This is a genomic window from Sphingobacterium psychroaquaticum (genome assembly GCF_004421025.1).
In the GTDB taxonomy this organism is placed as follows: domain Bacteria; phylum Bacteroidota; class Bacteroidia; order Sphingobacteriales; family Sphingobacteriaceae; genus Sphingobacterium; species Sphingobacterium psychroaquaticum.
On the sequence record NZ_CP038029.1, the window covers coordinates 4,121,562 to 4,145,249 of the forward strand.

Annotated in this window: 17 protein-coding genes and 1 riboswitch; of the genes, 5 read left to right on the forward strand and 12 right to left on the reverse strand. The window is 42.0% G+C overall.

Annotation, left to right across the window (positions count from 1 at the left end):
* Positions 1-7: 7 nt before the first annotated feature.
* Complete coding sequence (locus E2P86_RS17015) at positions 8-1,255, reverse strand: ABC transporter permease (RefSeq protein ID WP_085473653.1); 1,248 nt, start codon at positions 1,253-1,255, stop codon at positions 8-10.
* 88 nt (positions 1,256-1,343) lie between these two features.
* The gene (locus E2P86_RS17020) at positions 1,344-1,775 is read right to left on the reverse strand and encodes a DUF2147 domain-containing protein (RefSeq protein WP_085473652.1); all 432 of its coding nucleotides are present in this window, start codon (positions 1,773-1,775) and stop codon (positions 1,344-1,346) included.
* Between the two features lie 209 nt (positions 1,776-1,984).
* Between E2P86_RS17020 and E2P86_RS17025 the strand changes: the two genes are divergently transcribed.
* Positions 1,985-2,332 carry a phage holin family protein gene (locus E2P86_RS17025; protein ID WP_134433832.1) on the forward strand — a complete coding sequence of 116 codons (348 nt, stop codon included), beginning with the start codon at positions 1,985-1,987 and terminating at the stop codon, positions 2,330-2,332.
* Positions 2,333-2,380: 48 nt separating this feature from the next.
* On the opposite strand, the gene E2P86_RS17030 is transcribed toward E2P86_RS17025, so the two are convergent.
* The 5 genes from E2P86_RS17030 to E2P86_RS17050 all read right to left on the reverse strand — a co-directional run bounded on the left by E2P86_RS17030 (position 2,381) and on the right by E2P86_RS17050 (position 9,073).
* Entirely contained in the window at positions 2,381-3,961 is a 1,581-nt protein-coding gene (locus tag E2P86_RS17030; protein WP_134433833.1) for a sigma-70 RNA polymerase sigma factor region 4 domain-containing protein, read from the reverse strand.
* 220 nt (positions 3,962-4,181) lie between these two features.
* Positions 4,182-5,039 carry an MBL fold metallo-hydrolase gene (locus E2P86_RS17035; protein WP_134433834.1) on the reverse strand — a complete coding sequence of 286 codons (858 nt, stop codon included), beginning with the start codon at positions 5,037-5,039 and terminating at the stop codon, positions 4,182-4,184.
* A gap of 1 nt (position 5,040) precedes the next feature.
* Complete coding sequence (locus E2P86_RS17040) at positions 5,041-6,468, reverse strand: L-serine ammonia-lyase (protein WP_085473648.1); 1,428 nt, start codon at positions 6,466-6,468, stop codon at positions 5,041-5,043.
* Between the two features lie 265 nt (positions 6,469-6,733).
* Positions 6,734-8,437, reverse strand: a complete 1,704-nt coding sequence (locus E2P86_RS17045; RefSeq protein ID WP_134433835.1) for a glycoside hydrolase family 3 protein — start codon at positions 8,435-8,437, stop codon at positions 6,734-6,736.
* A gap of 93 nt (positions 8,438-8,530) precedes the next feature.
* A complete protein-coding gene (locus E2P86_RS17050) occupies positions 8,531-9,073 on the reverse strand; it encodes a TetR/AcrR family transcriptional regulator (RefSeq protein WP_134433836.1) in 543 nt (180 codons plus the stop codon).
* 157 nt (positions 9,074-9,230) lie between these two features.
* Here E2P86_RS17050 and E2P86_RS17055 point away from each other — a divergent pair, with 157 nt between their 5' ends.
* Positions 9,231-11,960 (forward strand): outer membrane beta-barrel protein, encoded by a 2,730-nt coding sequence (locus tag E2P86_RS17055; protein WP_240775537.1) that lies wholly within the window; start codon positions 9,231-9,233, stop codon positions 11,958-11,960.
* A 42-nt stretch (positions 11,961-12,002) separates the two neighbouring features.
* Here the strand turns inward: E2P86_RS17055 and E2P86_RS17060 are convergent, their stop codons facing one another.
* Together E2P86_RS17060 and E2P86_RS17065 are read right to left on the reverse strand one after the other, a co-directional pair.
* Positions 12,003-14,861: a PD-(D/E)XK nuclease family protein gene (locus tag E2P86_RS17060; RefSeq protein ID WP_166785216.1), complete on the reverse strand. Its 2,859-nt coding sequence runs from the start codon at positions 14,859-14,861 to the stop codon at positions 12,003-12,005.
* 11 nt (positions 14,862-14,872) lie between these two features.
* A complete protein-coding gene (locus E2P86_RS17065) occupies positions 14,873-18,262 on the reverse strand; it encodes a UvrD-helicase domain-containing protein (RefSeq protein ID WP_134433838.1) in 3,390 nt (1,129 codons plus the stop codon).
* 273 nt (positions 18,263-18,535) lie between these two features.
* On the opposite strand from E2P86_RS17065, the gene E2P86_RS17070 reads away from it, so the two are divergent.
* From E2P86_RS17070 to E2P86_RS17080, 3 genes are all read left to right on the forward strand, one after another.
* Positions 18,536-19,081, forward strand: coding sequence for a 30S ribosomal protein S16 (locus E2P86_RS17070; protein WP_134433839.1), 546 nt, complete (start codon positions 18,536-18,538; stop codon positions 19,079-19,081).
* Between the two features lie 80 nt (positions 19,082-19,161).
* Entirely contained in the window at positions 19,162-19,692 is a 531-nt protein-coding gene (rimM, locus tag E2P86_RS17075) for a ribosome maturation factor RimM (protein ID WP_134433840.1), read from the forward strand.
* 47 nt (positions 19,693-19,739) lie between these two features.
* Positions 19,740-19,843: riboswitch (SAM riboswitch) on the forward strand.
* Positions 19,844-19,894: 51 nt separating this feature from the next.
* On the forward strand, positions 19,895-20,851 hold the full coding sequence (locus tag E2P86_RS17080) for a methylenetetrahydrofolate reductase (protein WP_085473641.1): 957 nt from the start codon (positions 19,895-19,897) through the stop codon (positions 20,849-20,851).
* Positions 20,852-20,895: 44 nt separating this feature from the next.
* On the opposite strand, the gene E2P86_RS17085 is transcribed toward E2P86_RS17080, so the two are convergent.
* From E2P86_RS17085 to E2P86_RS17095, 3 genes are read right to left on the reverse strand one after another with little or no spacing between them, the layout of a single operon-like run.
* Positions 20,896-22,062, reverse strand: a complete 1,167-nt coding sequence (locus E2P86_RS17085) for an AGE family epimerase/isomerase (RefSeq protein WP_085473640.1) — start codon at positions 22,060-22,062, stop codon at positions 20,896-20,898.
* A gap of 8 nt (positions 22,063-22,070) precedes the next feature.
* Positions 22,071-23,006: a DUF4434 domain-containing protein gene (locus E2P86_RS17090; protein WP_085473639.1), complete on the reverse strand. Its 936-nt coding sequence runs from the start codon at positions 23,004-23,006 to the stop codon at positions 22,071-22,073.
* Positions 23,007-23,687, reverse strand: a complete 681-nt coding sequence (locus E2P86_RS17095; protein ID WP_134433841.1) for a GDSL-type esterase/lipase family protein — start codon at positions 23,685-23,687, stop codon at positions 23,007-23,009.
* Position 23,688: the final 1 nt, after the last annotated feature.

Consider the following 23,688-nt stretch of genomic DNA (forward strand, 5'->3'; position numbering starts at 1 on the left):
TTAAATTTTATTCGTAGCGTAACGCTTCTACAGGGTCTAATTTTGAAGCTTTGGACGCTGGATAATAGCCTGAAAGCATTCCTACACCAATACAAACCGTCAGTCCAAGCATCATCCATTTCCATGGAATAATAAAATCGGCACCCAAAGCCAAGGCCAATACATTACCAATTAGGATACCCAACACAATGCCTGCAATCCCACCCAAAACACAGATGACAACAGCCTCCATTAGGAATTGCTTGCGAATCACGCTTGGCGTGGCGCCAATCGCTTTTCGCACACCAATCTCCCGAGTACGCTCCGTTACCGAGACCAACATGATGTTCATTAATCCAATTGAGGCACCAACCAGCGTAATAAATGCGATAACAATTGCACCCATGGTCACATATGTTAAATTCTGCATTAACATCTGCGCAACGGCATCGGATTTTATTATTTCGAAATCATTGCTTTGTTTCGCATTTAAAGCTCTAATTTTTCGGAACGTCGCTATCGCCTCACCTTCCGCGCCATCCATCTTAAAGGGATCGCTCGTCATGACTGTAATCACAAATGAAGGATTGGCATTGGATATCATTGCTCTCCCCCGTGATATCGGAATAAAACAGGCTTTATCAGATCCAAATCCGGCACTTGACCCTTTACTTTCCAGCACACCAATCACCGTAAAGCGAGCCCCTCCAATCGTGATGTACTCCCCCACTGCCTTTTTGTTATTCTTAAATAGCTTGGTTTTGACCTCCTGCCCAATGATCACAACGGGATTTGCATTCTCGATATCCTGGGCCGTAAAGTTTCGTCCATCCTCAAGCTTATAACCGGATGTCTCCAGGTAGTTCTCATCAGAACCTAAGACACCGATATTGGGGTTTGTTTTTTCGGCCATATATTTTGCCGTCGCCCCCCAAGTTACATTTACATTTAAAGAAACGAGCGCCCCATAATCAAAATTATCTTTGAATGCTAAAGCTTCTTGATAGGTAATTGACCGGAAAACTTTTGCTTTATTACCAGACCCACCAATTTGTACATTGACGCCTCTGTTTCGAATATTGAATGAATTAGAGCCCATCGATGAAAACGAATTCGTCAACGAGCTTTGTATCGCGTCAATAGAGGTCAACACACCTATGAGCGCCATTATACCAATAGCAATAATTAAAGCAGTTAAGAATGTACGAAGCTTATTGCTCACAATAGATTGCAACGCAAGCTTCACATTCTCTGTATAGGACATGTTTACCGACATCGATTAATTCTTATTACCAAACTTAGAAAAAATTCAAAACTTTTAATAGAGTAAATTAATCGAAATATTATTAAAAAGCAAATCGTCCCTACTTCACCAGATGCCACGTTTGTGTTCTTCCGATAAGCGAAAAACCAACATAACCGCGTACATTCAGCTTATCTCCGTCTCGGGTTACCGTACATTTATATGTTTTTCCATTTTTTGGATCCACAATACTGCCCCCCGTATACTCACTCTTACTTTTTGATAATCCGCGAATAACCTCCATACCGATCAATGGTTTATCTTTACGATCGTCTTTGCAGTTCACACATTTATCATTTTCTGGCTTCAAGAGTAGCTGCGAAATTTTTCCGTAATACTTACCGTCCGATTTTTTAAATATCTCCACGATGGACTTCGCCTGACCGCTTTCATCATCTATAGTTTTCCATTTACCAACAATCGCATCATTGGTTTGTGCAAAAAGACAAACCGTTGCCAAAAGCCCAAAAAAGGTCAATAAAATCTTTTTCATATCATTCGTTGTTTATAACCGTTTCTTAAAGTTACTATTTATTTCTATGTCAGCATAATAAAATAAAGGATTTCTATTTCGGTTATCAAAATTGCTCCCCGAATAGGTTTGGCATTTTTTTTGACCTTTATCGTTTAGGCGCAAAAGGAGAACCGGAGCGCAACGTAGCAATGCTACTTAAACGTCTACAGAATTAAAAAGATATCACTATGAAATTTATTATCAGCGTATTTATCACAGGTATCGTCATCGCTCTCGCGGCATATATTGTACCTGGAGCACATGTCACAAGTTTTTGGTGGGCTATAGCGACCGGATTAATGATTGGTGTTGTGAACAGCATCTTTGGAAGTATCCTTCGCCTATTTACATTCCCCTTAAACTGGCTTACTTTTGGTCTCGTTTCTTTTATCATCACCGTATTGATGATTATGTTAACGGACAAAATAATGGGGTCTAAATTTGAGGTAGATGGTTTTTGGACGACGGCACTTTTTGCAATTGCAGTTGCTGTTATCGAAATGATCATGAATCAATTAACAGGTCGAAGTAAATAGACCGAAAGAAGGTTTGCGAAGCGAGTCAAAGGGCCGGAAGGGTAAAATCTACTGTTCTGGCCCCTCAATAAATGTCAAAAATTGGCTATACTTTTCTTCGCCCATCTTTTTACGCAACCGCTGTTTCGACTTTTTCACCGCATCGGCACTCACCCCAAGCAAAGAGCCGATCTCCTTGGTTGTCAGGTTCAATCGCCACAGTAAGACTATTCGTAAATTACTTTCGGAAAGCTCTGGAAAATCACGACGTAAAGACTGATAGCTATTTGGATATTTCAATGCGAAACCATGCTTAAACTGGTTCCATTTTTCCTCCGTTAAGAGGTGTGAATTCAATATACTTTCTGACAGCAATGTCGCCGAATCAACCCCACCAACCACTTCCGTAGAAATGGGCTCTCCACTCTCGTCATCCACATGATCGTTTTGATTCAAAAAAGACAGCTGACTAAGAGGTGCTTCTTTTTTACGCTTTTTGGAAAGATAATAAACCGCGATCAACAAGGCCACGACACCAACCCCAGCTGCCCCAAGAAAACTTATGTATTTCTTTTTCTCAACACTATAAGCGGTGTTTGTCAAACGCAATCGCTCATTTATCAATTCTTTATCTGCAAGCCACATCGCTTGTTTGGTCACATTCTCTCCATCAAACAAATCCAGCGTATCCTGCATCTTTGCGAGTAAACGTCGTAATCTAATTTCGGTATTTTCATCCTTCTGTCCCACCGCAATAGCAAGAAGATGCTCATTCAGCTTATGTCGGCGGACAATTAAGTTTTCATGTTTATCTGCGAAGCCCTTCACTTTTAAGAGGTCGTTCTTGGCCTCCTCGAATCGGCCCTGTGTGATCAAAATATCTGCCAATATATTCGTGGCATATAAGGTATTAAGCTGCGCATTATGTTTATTGGAGATACGAATATCCGCTTGTAGTAATTCAACAGCTTTAGTTTCGTTTTTTTCATGTAACTCTACCAAAGCTTGATTTCCCATAATCTTGGCTTGTCGAACCTCATCTTTCTCCTTCACCGCCTGTGCCCAAGCTTTATCAAAGTATTCACGCGCGGCCGACATATTACCCTGCTGCACACTGTAATAACCCAGGTTATCAAACAACCCCGCCAATTCTTTCCCATCGGTCGTATACTTCATGGATTTTAACAAGTAATTTATACCGGTTTGAAAATCACCTATCGTTCCCATAAAAAAACCGATCTCTTTGTAAACTTCTTCGGCAAAAGGAGGATGTAGCTTCTTGTCACGTTCCAATAAAAACATAGCCTCCAAAAAATCAGGCATAGCCAAAGTAATTTTACGATTACGATAGAAATGATAGCCCCGCTGCACCAATGAAAAAACAAGAAGTCCGTTATCATTTAACGTTCTGGTCGTTACAATCGCCTCGTCCAGCAAATCACTACTTAACAACGTTGTCTCCCCATCATTATTTACGTAATACTTCGCCAGATTAATCTGATTCGCAATAAAGAGCAACTTTTCTTCTTGGGAATTCCCACCCGCCGGTAGTCGCGAAATTTCAAAATGCCCCGCACGTACCCGCTCATAGCTTTTTTTGAAAATAGGAATAAAGGTTTCTTGCAGCGGTGAACTTTCGGAATTAGCCATAACAATGCTATTCACCCCGAATGTGAAAAATAAGACTTTTAAAACGATCAAGATAGATCGGTTAATCGTAGGGTTAATCGTAAACATTTAAGTAGATGTCTGTAGTGGCTTGTCGCCGATTAGCGACAAAACTAACTAAAAGTTTTCCATACAGCAAATGAAGTTATTGTAAATTAAATTCTATAACACAAAGTTACGACCTTCCCCATAAAAACAGGGATTAAGAAGATAGGTCTGTCGTTATAAAAGAAAAGGAAAAAACGGTCTCCAGCACAACAATCTCTGTTTCTATTGTTACGCTGGAAGTCTCGTCTACAGCACCTTCGGTATCAAATAACGGGGTCTCTTGGTATCTCGTTGCAACAGAAAGTTGAATATCTTCACAATATGGTGCAAAAGTCTCACGCACCAATTCGACCTCATTGTTTTCCCCGGAAAGATGCGTAAGCATCAGGTGCCGTAACCTTGGGCTCCGACTAGCCATGAAAGCTTCCAATGCTTCTGTATTAGAAATATGGCCCCAACCACTTTTAATTCGGTTTTTTAAATAATAGGAATAACGACCATAATTCAACATATTCTCATCATAATTGGCTTCAAGCAATAAGATATCCGAATGCTGAATAACTTGTTTTACATTGTCGCAAGCACGACCAATATCGGTAAGAACACCAATATTCAGGACACTATTAGAGATTAGAAAACTACACGGCTCCTTCGCGTCGTGGTATTTAGGCACACCATAAACGGTTAGTTTTCCAATCACGACTTGAGCATTAGGCGCTATAATATGTACAAGGTCTTCCGGCAGGTGCAATCGGCTCCCTTTATAAGAACCGGCCGTGATATAGACCGGAATTGCATAGCGCTTACAGAAAACAGAAAGACCACGGATATGATCCGTGTGCTCGTGCGTAATAAAAATTGCTTTAACAGATGCCGGATCAACGCCGATTGCTGCCATACGCAAGAGCACATGTTTCGTATTGATACCCACATCGACCAAGATTGTATCGTCCCCATCCGCTATATAATAACAGTTCCCATTACTTCCCGAGGCCAGCGCACAATACTTCATCTTAACACTCAGGTAAGCTTAATGGAACTTTAATAGCTAAACCACCGTCAGCCGTTTCTTTATACTTTACATTCATATCTTGGGCCGTCTCCCACATCGTGCTCACAACAGCATCCAAACTTACTTTCGCTTTATCTGGATTTGAAGTCAACGCTAATTGTGCCGCCGTAATTGCCTTGATTGCGCCCATGGTATTCCGCTCAATACATGGAATCTGCACTAATCCGCCAATCGGGTCACAGGTTAAGCCCAAATGGTGCTCCATCGCAATCTCTGCGGCCATCAATACCTGACGCTGAGAACCACCCAGACATTCGGTTAAAGCGCCGGCTGCCATCGCCGAAGAAACACCAATCTCTGCTTGACACCCGCCCATGGCAGCCGATATCGTTGCTCCTTTTTTGAAAATAGATCCAATCTCTGATGCAGTCGCTATAAATTGAAGAATCTTATCCTCTTTATAACAATCGTGAAATGTTATATAGTATTGTAAAACCGCTGGAATCACACCTGAGGCTCCATTCGTCGGAGCGGTAACAACACGTCCAAAGGAAGCATTCTCCTCATTTACCGACAAAGCAAAACAACTGACCCAATCCAGGATATAACCAAAGTCTTTACCTCCCCCGCGGATAGCCTCTACCCAACTATCAAAATCATTATATTCTCGTCCTTTAAGAAGACGCTTATTCATTTTTGCAGCTCGTCTTTCGACATTCAAGCCACCCGGCAATACACCGGCGGTGTGGCAACCCTTATAAATACAATCTTTAATGGTGTGGAAAATCTGCATCACACCCCGACGAGTTTCCTCCTCCGGACGCCACGCCAATTCATTTTCCATCACGAGCTCAGAGATTTTCAACCCAGTCTTCATACACCACACCATCAGTTCTTGTGCATTTTCAACAGGAAAAGACATATCAACCTCACTTAAAAAACCCTCTGCATCATTTTCTTGCACTACAAAACCACCACCAATAGAATAGTAGGTCTCACTGATAGCAGTCCCATCTTCCAGGAACGCTTGAAAAGTTACTGCATTCGGATGATAGGGCAGACTCTCGGCAAATAGAAACAATAAATCCTCGGTATAACTAAAGGTAACCTCTTTCTCCGCACCTAGAATAATCTTGTGCGAGGTTTTTATGTGATCTACTTTAGGCATAACCTGATATACATCAAAAGTTACGGGATCATCGCCACTTAATCCCAATAGAACCGCAATATCGGTTCCGTGCCCCACACCTGTTTTCGCTAGTGATCCATAAAGTAAGATCTTGATCTCTTTGACCTTATCTAACACCTGTCGATTCCGCAACACATCGACAAAACGTTGTGCCGCACGCCAAGGTCCTAAGGTATGTGAACTAGAGGGTCCAATACCTATCTTAAACATGTCAAATATAGAGATTTGTTCTTTTGCCATTTACTCAAAATTTAAGCCGAACAAAAATATCGTTTAAAGTGTAATTTACTTCATTTTATATGCTAATTTTTAAAGAATAAACTTAGCAATATGATAAGCTTTGAGGCTATTAATTAGGAAAATCACATTTCCTCTGGAAATGCTATTGGTTTACAACCGTATACCTAAACAAAGGTAGGTAATTAAAAGAGGAAGGGCGAGCAACAAACAAAAAAGCACGGGGTTGTCGTCCCGTGCTTTTAGTACCTCGATGGAAGCAGATTTCTTATAATCCGCTTCCCGTTTTAAAATCTTTATTAATTGTGACAGATAGTTTTCCTTGCGATTTGATTTGTCCCAAAAGCACCTTTAACACAGCTTTTTGCATGAACGCATCATTTTGATATCCCACAATAATGCTGTTACTACGACCAACAGGTAGGTTATCGATTGCGTATGGATTGGTAAACATTGCTGTTACCGTTCTTCTACCAGCCAGCTTATCAATAAAATCCTTAGTCACCGCATTTAAATCAGATTCGCTTCTTGGACGCGATCTATTGTCATGGATTGCCAAGATAATCTGACGGTTTTTACGAATATCCTTCAGCAAGTCTTTCAACTGCTCTTCTGTTTCTTGACCTGTAATCACGTATTCTTTTTTGTTATTTAACTGAACAGCCAATCCTTTTTCGAAATCTTGAGGCTCTTTGATCCCTACAGAAACAATAGCTGTTTGTGTATTTTTATTAAATGATTTGATTCCCTTATCTGATTTAAGGACAGTCACCGCAGCATCTGCCAAACGTTGCACAAGAGACTGCGCAGAAGGGCTATTCAAGTCATTCACTAAATTAGCCACGTTTACAGGACGGTATTTATTAAGACCTACCCAGTATTTCGATGCCAAAACACGCTTCACACGCTCATCTAATTCAGCCTGTTTAATACGTCCACTTTTCACCGCTTTTTCGACTAAGTCAATCGCACGTGCGCTATTCTCTGAAACTTCCAATAAATCATGACCAGCCTCGATTGCCATCACATCTGCTTCACCATTCGGGAAGTGCTTTTTCACCCCTTTCATATCCATAGCATCCGTCACGGTAAGCCCTCTAAAACCAAGCTCCTTACGTAATAAATCGGTCACTACCTTACGAGAGATCGAAGATGGAATATTAGGTGTAGCATCTAATGCCGGAATATTCATGTGTGCGACCATAATGGCAGGCGCACCCGCTTTGATTAGCTCGCGGAAAGGAAAAATTTCCAATGTATCCAGACGACCTTTCGAGAATGTTAATTGTGGTAAATCATAATGCGAATCTACATCCGTATCACCGTGTCCAGGGAAATGCTTTAAAGACGCGATAATCCCGCCATCAACCATCCCATCCATATAGGCTTTTGCTTTACGCGTCACATTTTGCTTGTTATCACCAAAAGAACGGAAATTGATCACCGGATTTTTAGGGTTATTATTAATATCTACAACCGGTGCAAAGTTAAACTGCATACCAATGCGTAAGAAGTCCTTGGCCACTTGGCGCCCCATTTCATAAATGAGTTTATCATTCTGAATAGCACCCAAAGTCATCTGATATGGGAAAGAAATAGTGGAATCTGGCAACCGCATCCCTAATCCCCACTCCCCATCAAAAGTTATCAATAGTGGAACTTTTGTTAACTTCTGATATCTATTGAACATTTCGGCATGACGAACTGGCCCACCTTGAAAAACAACAAGACCACCCAACTGCTCTTTCTGAACAACCTGAGCAACAGAATCAATATACTTTTGACCTAAATTGGTATGTGCACGAACCAAGAATAGTTGTGCGATACGCTCCTTCGGTGTCAAAGAATTAAATACCGAATCGACCCATGTGTTTTTTGTATTAATAAAATTAACAAAATCTGGCCTTTTCTGTGCTTGTGCACTTCCAATCGCAGCACATAGCCCGAATAAGACGAACAGTTTTTTTATCATATTTAGTTTGTTATGCATCTTCGAAATAAGCGAAAAAAACAATATCATCAAAATTTTATGCGTCTTTTAAAACAAAACATGCACAAAATCGCACTACAGAAGATTGTATTTTTGCTCCAACAAGCCGGCAAGTTCTAAGCCATTGGTCACATCACCACTAGCTTCTCTTTTCCAGAGCATATCGATTATCAATAATAAATATTGCGTCTCCAATTCCGGTTCTTTATAGCCCAATTCCGAGAATGCCTTCTGCAAAATAGGCTGTACAGGTTTCATGAACTGCTCATGCTGTTGTTTGGAGAACGTATTGTGCCACAACCGTTCTTGTAACTTCCAAAACAAAGGTTCTTCTGCGACGAGTTGGCTCGGGAGAAATATCATATTTTTTAAAAACTCCTTTGGGTCTTTATAGGTCATCATACCACGATGATGTGATAAAACCCGACGATAGCCTGCCTTAATAATATGTGCCAATAAAGCATCCTTATTCCCAAAATGCTTAAAAATCAAGGCTTCGGACACCCCTGCTTCGATCGAGATTTCCTTTGTGGATGTATCAATATACCCATTCGTTGCAAACAACGATAGGGCTACCCGCATGATTTTCTCTTTTCGACTTAACGTACTGTCTCTCATTCCAAACAAATTTCACAAAGATATTTATTTTTTTTGAGCCCACTGTCCTCTTACGTCACCCACTTGTTATCATCTGATTAAGTCCTGTAATTTTTTTAACACATTAACAGTAATTTACATTGGCGACATTATCTTTGGTTTTGATTAAACTACAACCATGAATCGCTTTTTCCGTCGTCGTATCGGTCTTTTTTTTCTGATGATCCTTTTCTCCTTCGTTGCCTTCGGCCAACAATCGATTACGGGAAAGATTCTGGATAAGATATCATCAGCACCAGTCGGTGGGGCTACACTAAAACTGCTGAATGAAAAGGACAGTGTAATAAAAAGCACCTCAAGTGATAAACAAGGATCTTTTGCCTTCCAGGTATCTGCTGGCAAATACCTCATCAAACTTTCAAATATAGGGCACCAACCGGTAGACAAACAGGTCACGATTACCGACAAGAACGTGCAGACTATCTTTCTGCTAGATCCATCCGAGGTAGTTCTGGAAGAGATTGAAATTACGGCCGGTGCAGCTGTCGCACTAAAGGGGGACACCATGGAATTTGATGCCAAGAAATTTTCTACCCGAGAGTTTGCAGATGCCGATGAACTGATCGCACAGATTCCAGGTGTAGAATTGGATGAGGAAGGAAATGTAAAAGCACATGGCGAGAATGTAACGAAGATTATCGTGGATGGAAAAGAGTTTTTCAGTACAGATCCACGGATTGCATTAAAAACCCTACCCGCAGAAATTATAGACAAAGTTCAGATTATTGATGAAAAATCTGAACAAGCAAAATTTTCGGGATTTGATGACGGGCAGCGGCGCAAGGTAATCAATATCGTCACCAAACCAGACAAAAAACGGGGGCTCTTCGGGAAAGCAGCATCTGGGTATGGTGACCATAACAAATTCCAGCTGAACTCCTCCATTAATCGTTTTCAAGACGATCAAAAAATTGCCGTCAATCTGATGGGAAATAATGTCAATGAAACAAATTTTGCAGAACAAGGGCGTGGTGGATCCCGACGAGGAAACAACAACACCGAGCGAGGTTTATCAGACACCTATGCTGCGGCAATAAACTACAACAATTTATTCCTGAATAAGAAAATGGATGTCAGTGGCGACTATAACTTCCGATCCTCAGCAACTGACATTATCTCTAATTCGGAGACCGAATATATCTTGGGAACACGCGCCAATCAATTGCAGCAGGCAGCACAAACTAATAGCAATAAGGATATTGAACACCGCGCCAACGCACGAATTCGTTGGACATTGGACTCCGCACAGCGTATCGACTTTTCCCCGAACCTAAGCTACACCAGCCAGGGACGCTCTGGGCAAAGCGCAAGTTCAAGCTTCAGAAAGGTGAATGACTTGATCAACCAGTCTAACCGCAGCAATAATAACGACAACTCTAACTTTAATTTTGGCGGTGACCTGACCTACATGTATCGTTTTCGGAAATCGGGACGAACGGTTTCGGTCAATGTTTCTGGAAATAAAAGTACAAATGATGCATTGGGAAAGAATTTAGCATTAACACAATATTATAAAGAGGGGCTTGTAAGCCGCATCGACACGAACAACAACCAGAGTGTAACCAATGGCTACGGTTCAGGGTTTAGTAGCCGCTTGGCATTAACGGAAAATCTTTCCCAACGGACGCGCCTACAGCTGAACTACAGCTTCCGAAACACAACCAATTACTCGGATCGACAGACCTTTGAGTTTCTCGCGGAAACAGGTCAGCTGGGGGAACTGAATGAACGGCTGTCCAATGAGTTTCGCAATGATTACAACTACCATAAAGGAGGTCTCTCGCTTTCTTATAACAAAAAAGATTCGCTCCGCATACAGGTGGGATTGAGCTACCAACACGGTATCCGAAATAATGATCGGACATTCCCAATCAACTTGGTCACAAAGGCTGATTTTGGAAGCTTCCATCCAGAACTATCGGTAACGTATAATTTCAATAAAGAAAGACGCCTGGAATTTAATTACAACACCAACACCAATACGCCAACGATTAATCAACTTCAGGATTATGTGAACAACCAAAACGAGCTTCGTATCAGCAATGGCAATCCGAACTTGGAGCAGGAATACAACCACAGCGTGAAAGTGCAATACAAAGATGTAAAACGCACTACCGGACAGAGCTTTAACAGCAGCTTGGATTTCAATTACACCAATGATAAAATTGTAAATTCGGTTCTGATGACAGATACAGCTATGGTTTTATTTGACGACGTCGTACTGGGTGCTGGGGGGCAGTATACAGTACCGGTTAATGTAGATGGAGCCTACAGTGTGCGTCTGACCAACAGCTTTGGGGTACCGATCAAAAAGTGGAAGCTGAACCTAAACCTGAACAACAGCATGTACTACAACAGTAACTTTGCCGTGTTGAATGGCGACTTCTTAAATGGTTATAGTTACGGATTGCAACAGCGCGTTGGACTAAGCACGAATATCAACAAGCGCTTTGTCTCAGGAGTCAACTATCGGATAAACTTAACATTTACCAATAACCCGATTGCGACAACGCCAACCTACAAAGTTTATTCGCACACATTGAACCATACGTTAAACTATGAGTTCTTGAAATCTATTGTCTTCAACTCGAGCTTGCTCTATATTTACAACAGTGGGGTGTTGAATGCTCCAGGCACCAAAACATTGTTATGGAATGCATCCTTGGGTAAAAAGCTCTTCAAGCGCCAAAATGCCGAGATCGCACTCAAAGCTTTTGATATTTTCAATAATGCGCAGAATATTAATCGCCGCGTTACGGATATCGCCGTTACCAATGTCATGTCGAATACGTTAGCCCGCTATTTTATGTTGTCGCTGAATTATAACTTGCGGAATTTTGGGAAGTAACAAGATGGGTAAGGCACGAGCTACAAGCTCTCTTCAAACCTATTACCGATAAAACAACGTATACGGATCCGACGGATAGACAACAGCATCTGGATTATGTTGAAACGGCACTTCCGGATCAAAAATCTCCTCGAGCGTTTGCTGCAAGAACGAAACAAACATAGTCTTCACCTCCGCTAGATAGGCATCCGTTAACACCATCCCTTTACCATTAAACAATGTTCCTTCCTCCCGCATTTTACGCGCCACATACAAGTGAGGCTCCAAGCCTTTACGGCCTGTCTTTTCCTCGAATACATACGCATAAAACAACGTTTGCACCAATGCCTTATTCTCCGTGTTCGCCGCAAACACCTTTTCCAAATCTTTAAAAGAAACTGTATCGCCTCCCGTTTTATAATCCACAACCCGTGTAATCACCTCGCCATCGGCCGTCAATACCTCATCCACACGGTCAATAATACCATACAGCTTCACCCGCTCTTCTTTCCCATTAACCTGAATCGGAAACTCCAACGTATAATCTGTATCATTTTCCAGCTCCACAATTCGAAAGGCCTGATATTTATCCATATCATATTGCAGATACATCCTCACATATGCTGTAGCAATTTTATACATCAAGTGCTGCATACTATTGAGGTCAGTTAAAGCCGTAAATTCCGTTTGATAAAGCGCTGAAATCTCACGTATCACCAAAGCATCTACCTCCGGAAGCTTACTCGAAAGGATCGTGGTAGATACAAACTTGTCGGCTCCCTTATATGGCGTAAAGATTGTTTCCATCACATTATGGATAACAGTCCCCAGCTTGTTCATCTCAAACTCTTGCGTTAGTGTTGGTGGTTCTTTTATCTCCGCAACATGCTTTAGAAAAAACTGCAAAGGTGATTGCAAATAAGTGGTCAACGCCGTTGCCGATATGCTTTTCTTCTTTGTGATAAGAGCATCATATAGCTGCATCCAAACAGCTCCTTCCTTTGGAATAACGAGCGGCTCGTTCGGTTCCTGAAAACCAATCGGTTGTTGCTGTCGAAAGATGTCAAACTGCAGCTGACTTTCAAACATCAACTGTTTAACAAAACGACTCTCCTCCCCGGAACTACTTTCGTTGACTAAGCCATTATAAAAAATATGGATATCTTCACTAAACTGGAAATGACGATAAAAAAGATAGGCGGATAATGCGTCTTGATTTTCCAAGATCGGTAGATCGTATGCTCGCCTTAAATTATTGGGTAAAAACGTCGCTGCATTAGATGTCTTTGGTAACACCCCTTCATTGGCCCCGAGGATATACACCTTATCAAAATTTAGACATCGACTTTCCAAAAGCCCCATAATTTGTAAACCTTGCAAAGGATCTCCCTCAATGGCCGAATTAACGGGGGCAATCGCTTTGCGGATTAACCCAATTTGAAAACTGATCGACGTTGCTGCAATTTTATCTAACCCAAGCCGTAACTGGTTAAGCACTTTCTTGGTTTCGACCAACAGATTACTATCGATTTGGCTCATTCGGTCCTGCGCTGCAATAGCCACCAATAATGTATCCAAAACGTGTACCAAAGCCGGCAATAACTCCACCGCACTCCTTACCGGTTTAAAAAAGTTCGGCAGCACGCTGCTTTTAATCGTAATATGCTCCAAGCTCACTTCAAAAAGCTGCTTATCCGTTAGATCCTTAAACAATCCGGCTCGCTCTTCGGGATCTAACCGTGTCAAAGGGTGGCTGATAAACGTCTCCACATACTGAAAAGGAACCTTTGTCCTTTTCAGATGCGCAATATCTTGTTGCACATCGAGCCATAAATCGATTAGACCAAAGATAGGGGATTGCGTTAACGGGTATCCGGTTGTAATGTTCGGAACGACAGCCGGCAAACTTTGCAACAACGGCACCAATAGACTTTCATCAGCAAGCAGAATAGCGGAGGTTTTATCCTCTTTTTCACAATCCTGAAGAACATCGTGCAACAACTTTGTTTGACTAATGTTTCCGGAAGTGGCATACACAGCAATTGTATCTTTACGCTTTCCAATAGTATCCGAAAACTCACCAAGCGCATGTTGTAAGCCAATTCCCTGTACATTTCTTCGAATAAAAAGACCGGCTTCCTGCTGCGTATCCGTCATATAATAGGCGTCCGCATCAAAATAAAAAAGTGCTCGGCCTTCCTCTTGCCACTGCTTAAATAATCGCGCTTCCGCTTTACTCAAGGCATTGAAGCCTACAAAAACAAGTTTTTTATATCGCTCGACAAAACGCCCATTCTCTGCTTTCCCCTCTGCGAGATTACGGTATAAGGTTGGGTAATTACGCTGCCCCAACTCTTTTAGTTTCTCCTTCAACGCACGATATAGAAGCGGCATCCGTCGCCATAGTTTTAAGAACCGCTCCTGGATACCGGTATGTCCTCCTATACTAAATGACTGCCAAAACTGACGAATGAACACCTGTTGCTGTTCCGTCAAATGCTGAAATGCAATATCGATCTTTGTGGTATCATACAGCTCCATATAGATCTGATCAATGTCCACCAGTTCATAATCTAGTTGACCAAAATCGGCCAGAATAATTTCCGCAATCGGATAAAACTCCTCTAAGGTTTCAGGCTCCGCCCCTTCTTTTACGAGCAGCTCATTATGCAGTTCATACAAGTAAAAAAACTGACTCAAGGCCGATGCATCAGCTGAGGAAGAAGATTGTCCGACAAATTCTTGGATTGTAAAAAATTGTGGAGACCATATTGCTTTACCATACACCTCAGAGAGATGCTTTTTCAAGTATGTAATAGGTCGTTTATTATTAAAGACAATAGCGATGTCCGCTAGGTCATTTCCAAATCGTGCCTGTATATCTTCGGCTACCTGACGTAAAAACGGTTTCCTTTCTTCCATTGTTCCCATACTTAAATGACCTCCACCAACTGATTGCTCTTTGCGTAGTACAAAAATCCCTTCACATTCATATAACCGAGATTCTTTAACGCCTTCATATAATTATCGACCTGCCATTTGTGTTCCGCATAATCGCCCTGAGTAAATTTAAAATCGAGGACAATAGTCTCTCTCGCCGATGTAAAAACCTTATCCGGACGTATAGTCTCCCCATTCTCCAAAATAATACTGGCCTCGTTCCATATCTTATAATCTCCACCTAGCCAATTACTCACAACAGGATGTTCCCAGATCTGCTGGATCTCATGCAATATAAAAGGACGATCCTCTAGCGCCAGCACCCCTTCCTCAATATAGCGATCAACCAAACCAAGGACCTCTTCCTGTCTACTCACCTCCGACATAATCTCATGCGCCAGTATACCATACTGCGCCGCTTTTTCTAATTGCAGAATATTATTGATCGTACGCTTCGTTGATTTATCAAAAGCCTTTTGTAACTCCACCGAAATCGGATAATCCTTTAAACTAACCGGGTAGTGATGGATACGGGATTCTCCTGTTTCGGCCTGTTCATCCAACTTTACATCCTTTTCTTGGGGGACAACCTCTTCCAAGAGCAACTGTCCCTCCGACAAACTAAACTCTCCCTGCCCATTATTATCTAGCACCTGGTACAACAGGTCGCTTATATAATCGTTCTTGATATCATAGCCTGATACTATACCGGTTTTCTTATCGACAGTTTCCTTAAATAGTGGCGCCGTGATATATAGGTGTGCTACAGCACGTGTCATCGCAACATAAAATGTATTTAATGCATCCATGTAATTAAACAACATCTCTTCAAAATACTGCTTATAAAAGATAGACTGTCCGACGCTTCCTGTATACTTTAACGGTATTTTCCCCAACTGCTCAAAGGGGCTCCCTTGCACATCGATCCAAAAGTCACCATTTATCATTCCATCCAGATCCCAGGCACAAAAAGGAATCATCACCACCTCGTATGCCAATCCTTTAGATTTATGGATCGTCGTCACCTCTATCGCATTGACTTTGCCATCTGCAGGAAGGCTCACATGCACACCATCCTCTTCCCAAAAGGTCAAAAACTGAGATATCCCACGTTCACCACTTTGGGAGAAAGTGCTCACCATATCTTTAAAAGCCAAAATATAAGGCAAATGCAAATTCCCCTCGCCGATCAACCCGTAAGCCTCAATCAGCTGCTCTACCAAATGGATCAACGGTAGCTTTTGCAACACAGACCATTGAGCTAACAATCCTGCTGGCAAGAGAGACGCTACATCTTGGAGGTTGTTCGTTTTAAATTCCAACCAAAAGGAGGTATCAAATGTATGCCCCGATTGAATGAGTTGATAGAGATAGACCATTCGGGCACGGTGAATAATGTGTTTATCCGACTGGTAAACTAGCGCCTTAAGCGTCTCAATCAGCAATAAAACAGCATCATTACCAACCAGAGACAACGCATCGCCCGAAATCACCTCAAAAGCTATCCCACTCTCATTTTTGTAAGCCATCAGCTGTTGGATCACTTGTTTCGCTTGTGTATTACTGCGAACTAATATCCCAATTTGCCGCGGCTCATAGCGCCCCGTAGATATCCACTCGCCTACTTTTTCGGACATCAAACGTAAGGATTCTTCCATCACCTGGTTACGACGATATCGGCCATCTTCAACTGGTAAATATTGAATTTCAATCGCACCTTTCGGGTGATCAGCGCCTTGTTTATGCGCTGGCACTTCCTGCTGACTATTTTCATATGCTTTGATTAGCATCCGATCGTTACCCGATGTTTCCCACCAATCCCATTCCTCCGGGGGAAGACTCTCCCGAACTTTTTCATTCAGCACCTCTTGAAGACGTTGCGGCATGGCGCTAAACAAATAATTATTCAGTGCAATAATTCGAGGCAGACTTCTGTAATTGGTCTCCAGCGTGCCATTTTCGATGAAAGTACTCCGATTCGTTTCATTCAGATGAAAAGCATCCGAAACCTGTTGTTCTACTTGCTGCAGGAGGATGCGCCAATCACCATTCCGCCACCGGTAAATACTTTGCTTTACATCGCCTACGATAAGGTGTTCGTGGAACTCCTGACGTGCATTACCGAGGGCATTGATGAGCAACGGACTGTAATTTTTCCACTGGATTCGTGAGGTGTCCTGAAACTCATCAAACAGGAAATAGTTGTATCGGTTGCCGATCTTTTCCCAGATAAAGGTGGGGTCGTTATTTTCATCGAGTCCCAGCTTACTCAGTAACATCTGCGCATCTGAAATCAGTTGCGCCCCATTTTCTCTACGCCACTGCGTGAGGAGGTCGCTCATCTCCTTCAGCAAACGGAAGTAATAGAGGTTTCCTTGTACAGACTGATAAGCAATAAAGGTTGGAAAGAACTGATACAGTTCTTCAAATTGCCGCAACACGGGCGCTAGCAGCTGCTGTAGATCATACCGCACACTTTTATCCGCTCCAGTAAAGGCATCCTCGTCATCGGATAACTTTAAGTATTTATCAAATATTTTTGCCAGTTCAGTCGCCGATAGTTTGCTCACCTCTGGATCGGTCTTGCTTGCCGAAAACAGCTTGTTGCGCGATTTACCTTTCAAATCATCCGCCACAACACCTGAAGTTTTGATCGTCGCCGAAAACAGGAGAATGGCTGACCGCAGAGCTTCTAGAAAGGTTTGTGTTTTCTCGTGCACCTCCGTATTAAGCAGATTGAACACCTGTCGGGCATCGGCCGTACTCAAATGTGCATTGAACTCCTGGAAATTTTCGGTAAATATTAATCCCGCTAGACTGAGTAGTTGTTGACGATAATTCCAATTTTCATTGCTATCAATTTTCTTCTCCGCATAAGCGATAATCCACTCCAACAGATCAGGGCGCTCATCCAGTAACTGGTTCAACATAACAGTAAGATCCTGTTTTACCTTATTACTGTTCATCTCAATCTTATACCCCGCATCAAGATTCAGCTCGTACGTAAAGCTACGGATCACCTTCTGGGAGAAGCCATCGATGGTACTAATCGTAAAATGCCCGTAATCATGTATGATTTTTCGAAACACCCGATAGGCCTTTTCTTGTATTAACTGTAGAGTCCACGTGGGTTGTTGCTCCAGCAGAAGCATCCGAAAGGCATCCACCTTACGACGCTGGTCACCTGTAGCCAACCCTTGTAACACCGATAGCACGCGCTCCTTCATCTCGGCTGTCGCCTTATTCGTAAAGGTTACCGCTAAAATCTCTCTGTAGCTATTTTCCTGCATCAATAACAACGTGATATAATGCAGGGTCAGACTAAAGGTTTTCCCGGAGCCTGCCGAAGCTTTTAATATTTTGAGTGGAGCAACAGCGTTCATGTGATGAAAGTAAAGATTAAAAAGGAAAAAGTAGAAAGGAAAACGTACAAAGTAGCGAGTAACGAGTAGAATGAGGACCAGATTACATGGATGGGGCAAAATTAAAAATATAGAAAAGAGAAGGTCGTTCGTAGAAAGCGAGGCAGGAAAGTATCAGGGTATCAAGATGAAAGTAAAAATTAAAAAAGGAAAAGGAAAAAAATATTCTTATCTTTGCGTCCCCTCTTGCAATAAAGCACGGGGGATATGTTGAATACATAAATTAAATAAAACATGGCAACTAAAATCAGATTGCAAAGACACGGTAAAAAAGGAAAACCTTTTTACCACGTAGTAGTAGCAGATTCACGTGCACCACGTGATGGTAAGTTTATCGAGCGTATCGGTTCTTACAACCCAAACACAAACCCAGCGACAATTATCTTGGATTTCGAGAAAGCTTTGAACTGGTTAAACACAGGTGCACAGCCAACTGACACAGCACGTACGCTCCTTTCTGAGGAAGGTGTTCTTTACAAGAAACACTTACAAGGTGGTGTGAAAAAAGGTGCTTTTGACGAAGCTAAAGCAGAAGAATTATTCGCTGCTTGGGTAGAAGGCAAAAACGCACAAGTAGCTGGTAAAAAAGCTGGTTTAGCATCTTCTAAAGAAGAAACTAAGAAAGCTGCTTTAGCTGCTGAAGCAAAGAAAAAAGCGGACAGAGCTGCGGCAATCGCTGCTAAAAACGCACCTGTTGCTGAAGAAGTAGCAGAAGAAGAAGTTGTAGAAGCTCCTGAGGCAACTGAAGGTGCTGAAAACACAGAAGAAACTGAAGGATAATTCACTATTCATACAGATTCAAGAAGGCCGAATCCGCAAGGAATCGGCTTTTTTTTATTTTATCTACGTACCTTTGCATTATGACAATTGAACAGAGTTTTTATATCGGCTATATCACGAAAACCCGTGGATTAAAGGGTGAAGTACAACTTTTTTTTGAATTTGAAGATTACATGGATTTGGAGTTTGATGTACTTTTCGTAGAAGTCAATAAAAAATTGGTTCCTTATTTTGTCGACACCATCAAACTACAAAAAAATAGTACCGCATACCTAAACCTTGAGGATGTAGACCATATTGATAAGGCGCAGGTCATTGTCAAAAAGAAAGTATACCTCCCAAACGACAAGATGCCAGAGCGTGACCCGGATGATTTCCGCTATACCGACTTGATCGGGTATCTTGTCATTGACGAAAATGAAGGAGAACTTGGTGAAATCACACAGGTACAAGAGCTTCCTCAACAGTTTATGGCCTCTGTAGATTTCAACGGACAGGAATTGCTTTTTCCATTGAATGACGATCTAATCTTAGGTATCGATGCCGAAGAGCAAGTTCTGGAAGTAGAATTACCGGAAGGGCTAGTCGATTTATATCGCGGGGAAGAATAACGGTCTTTTTATTTTTAGTTCTCACTTCTATTACCGATATTAGCAACCGCTTATAGAGAAAGGCAGAGGGAATAGACCCGCTGAAGCCTTAGCAACCTGACACTGGTCAAGGTGCTACATTCTACTCGGTTTAGCCCGGGAAAGATAAGCTGAAGAAACACAATATCCCTGTGCGTTTTCTCCTAAGCCTAAATCGATTACTATGAAGATTGTTGATCATATCAAGAACGCCAAGGGCAAGACATCCTTTTCTTTTGAGCTATTGCCTCCCGCAAAAGGGCAGGGAATACAAAGCATTTTTAAGACGATGGATGAACTTATGGAATTCAAACCTCCTTTTATTGATGTTACCTACCATCGGGAAGATTACCTGTACAAACAACATGACAGTGGCCTTCTGGAGCGTGTAGCCTACAGAAAGCGACCAGGAACGGTGGCTATTTGCGCGGCTATTATGAGTAAGTATAAGGTAGATGCTGTGCCGCACTTAATCTGCGGAGGATTTACCAAAGAAGAAACTGAAAATGCCCTGATCGACCTCAACTTTTTGGGGATAGACAATGTATTGGTCCTACGTGGTGACGCCCGCAAAGGGGATGCCGATTTTATTCCAACCCCGGGTGGACATGCCTTTGCTACGGACCTCCTACAGCAGGTTGTCGATATGAACGAAGGAAAATATTTACACGAAGATATCGAAAGCTCTGCGAAAACAGACTTTTGTATTGGCGTTGCCGGCTATCCGGAGAAACACTTTGAAGCGCCGAACTTCAATACCGATTTCAAATGGCTGAAGAAGAAAGTAGAGATGGGTGCAGAGTTCATCGTAACCCAAATGTTCTACAACGTAGATAAATACAAAGAGTTTGTGACGAAATGTCGTGATAATGATATTCATGTACCCATCATTCCGGGACTAAAACCACTCACCACAAAAAAACAATTGATTGCTTTACCGAAAATCTTTCACTTGGATATCCCAGAAGAACTGAGTGAAGCGGTGGAAAGCTGCAAAACAAACGCTGATGTTCGTCAAGTAGGTGAGGACTGGTTGGTACAACAGTGTAAAGAATTGATTGAATTTGGCGCACCGGTATTGCACTTTTATACCATGAGTAATCCCGGACCAACGAAAAAAATTGTAGAGCGCTTAGCGTAATACAAATAAAAAACTCCCGATGTTCATCGGGAGTTTTTTATTTGCTATTTATAAACCGGGATCGTTTCCATTGTTTTATAAACCTTCAGCAAAGCACGTGGTACATGGAAGCATCCCTTCCACTTACCACCTTTAAGTGTCAACAAAGGTTCTCCTTGACGGTTCAAGTATCCATACCATTCTCCAAACTCTGGATCAGCGAAGTGCTGGAAGCTATAGCTATCCAACTTCTCAAACCATTCTTTGCAACGGGGGTCGCCCGTATATGCCCATCCTTTTGCCATACAGACTAAAGCCTCCAAATGAACCCACCATAGTTTCTGATCCCACTCCAACTGTAATAAGGGTTTGTTTAAGATATCTTTAAAATAGAAGATACCGCCATATTGCTCATCCCAACCATACTCCAGTGCACGCAATGCAATATCGACGCATTTCGTCATCAATGCCTTATCCGATCTTCTTTCAGCCAAATCCATCATAAACCACATGGCTTCAATCGTGTGCCCCGGGTTCACCAAGCGTCCGTCAAACGTATCAGAAAAAGATCCATCAAGGTTTACGCTTTCCATAATCAAACCGGTTTCTGGTTGGTAAAATACCTCCATTACTTCATGAATAACCTCGTCGATTAGCGTTTCTACCGTGGCGCTACCTACAATATGCTCCAATTCTAACGAAAGGTTGCTCAGGATCATCGGCAAAGCGAAACCTTTCAGATTTCTTGTGCCAGGGTAAGCTTTGCTATATTTTCCTTTCGGATTATGCTGCCGCTCCAAAATGCGGTTAAATGTATCTTCCGCAACCTTGCCATACTCCTCTTTACCTGTCGCTTTATACAACGCAGCAAGCCCCATACTGGCAAAGCAATCCGAAAAAATGTTATACGGTTGCACCAAAGGATTTCCCGCCCTATCTAAGGAGAAATACCAATCTCCTTCTGCATCACGACCGTTCTTTAGGATAAATTTAGCCCCCTGCTCAGCCATATCACGCCATACAGGATTCTCCTCCACTTGGTTATATAGCGTCGACAATGTCCATATCTGACGCCCCTGTAACCACATAAATTTATCGGTATCAAATACAGTTCCATCACGGTCTAGGCATGAGAAAAAACCACCAAATTGGTGGTCAACCGAATTCTTCTCCCAAAAGGGCATCACGTTAAGCAACAGCTCATTTCTGTATTTATCAACAAATTCCGTCATCTTCAATTTTAAATCAACGTTTCTAAATATTCTTTATATCGATTATATAAATGGCCTGCTTGTAAGTAGGCCGACTGTGGGCTCATGAAATGCGAAAATTCAAATGTAATCGCTTTATCATATCCTGCTTTTCGTGCCGCTTCTAGCTTCAGCCTTAATTTTTCAAATTTTATCGGAAGGAACTTAATCGGCATATCCCGATCAAAAGACTCTGCGTTGGTCCAACATTGCAGCCCATAAGTATCCGCAAGCTTCTTATTGACGGTAAAGAAATCTTCTAATTCATGGTAATCAATATGCCCATCTTGAAAGGCTACCGCATCAATGGCATGATGAATCTCGTGGAAAATCTCATTCCACTCACGCTCATGTTCCTGTATAGAAACGACATCCGTTTTTGTCAGGCTCGCATTGGCTGCCATCACGGCTTTCTTACCATCGATCCATGGGGAAATAAAAGTAGGCAAGTTGTTGCTCACCGCCTTACATTGCTCACCTAAGATCCGAAAAGCACTAGCCGCACCTTTGGTTTGTCGGCTAATTTCCATACTCAAGTACCACCCCCCAAAGCTGCTGTATTTACCATACTTCTGCCATACCTCATCAATCACATAACGATTGGCATCAATCTCGTGTTGCATATCACCGGTATCCCAATACTTCCCGCTATCATATAGGCCGAAGAAGAACTTCATGCCATGCTTCTCAGCCAATTGCAAAAACATCTCCACCAAGTCTGCCGGTGGCTCGTAACAGCCTAAATTATCCTGTAACCACGGCGAAGGATATGTAATAAAGCGGCGATATCCACTCCGGATAAGAATCACGGTATCAATACCAACAGCCTTCATATACCCAAAATCACGATCCCATTCCGCACGTCCCCAGTTTTGATGTGGGATATCGTGACTTATCTCATCCAAAAAAGTTCCCGTAATCTTCATTTATAAATATTTTTTGTCTTTTAGATATTTAACCCAAACCAAGTATCCATCTGTATTGATATGAATACCATCCATCGTATAGTCTGCTTTTAGCACATGGTCGTCGGCCAACACTTCTTTTACGTCCACATATGTTAACTTATAGCGTTGTGCTAATTTCAAAACACCATCATTCAAGGCGCGTACCATTGCTTCCTTATGGAACAGGTAGTCATATTTCAATACCTTCTCGTTTAAGGGCAACGTACTCTGCACATATATTTTTGTCCGAGGGCTAATCTGTTGAATCGTTTGGATCACGTCCTCATAATTTTTTAAACTCCACGCCGTAGGTAAACCGCGGCCGACATCGTTAATCCCCATCATTAAGAATATCTTTTTGGGTTTTAATTTCGCAACATCAGCGATCCGCGCTTTCATACCAAATGTATTATCCCCACCGATACCGCGGTTTCCAACCTTATATTTTCGACCGATCAATTCTTGCCACGGCCCACGTTCGGTAATACTGTTACCAAAAAACACCACATCATAGCTTCTGTCTTTTAATCCTTGATACAACTTCTCTCGCGATTCATAATACCAATTATGGTAACCACTATCTGCCGACAACTTCAATTTATCTTGTGCCCTTGTTCCAATAAAGGATAATAAAGCACATAAAACCAACAGCTTTCTCATC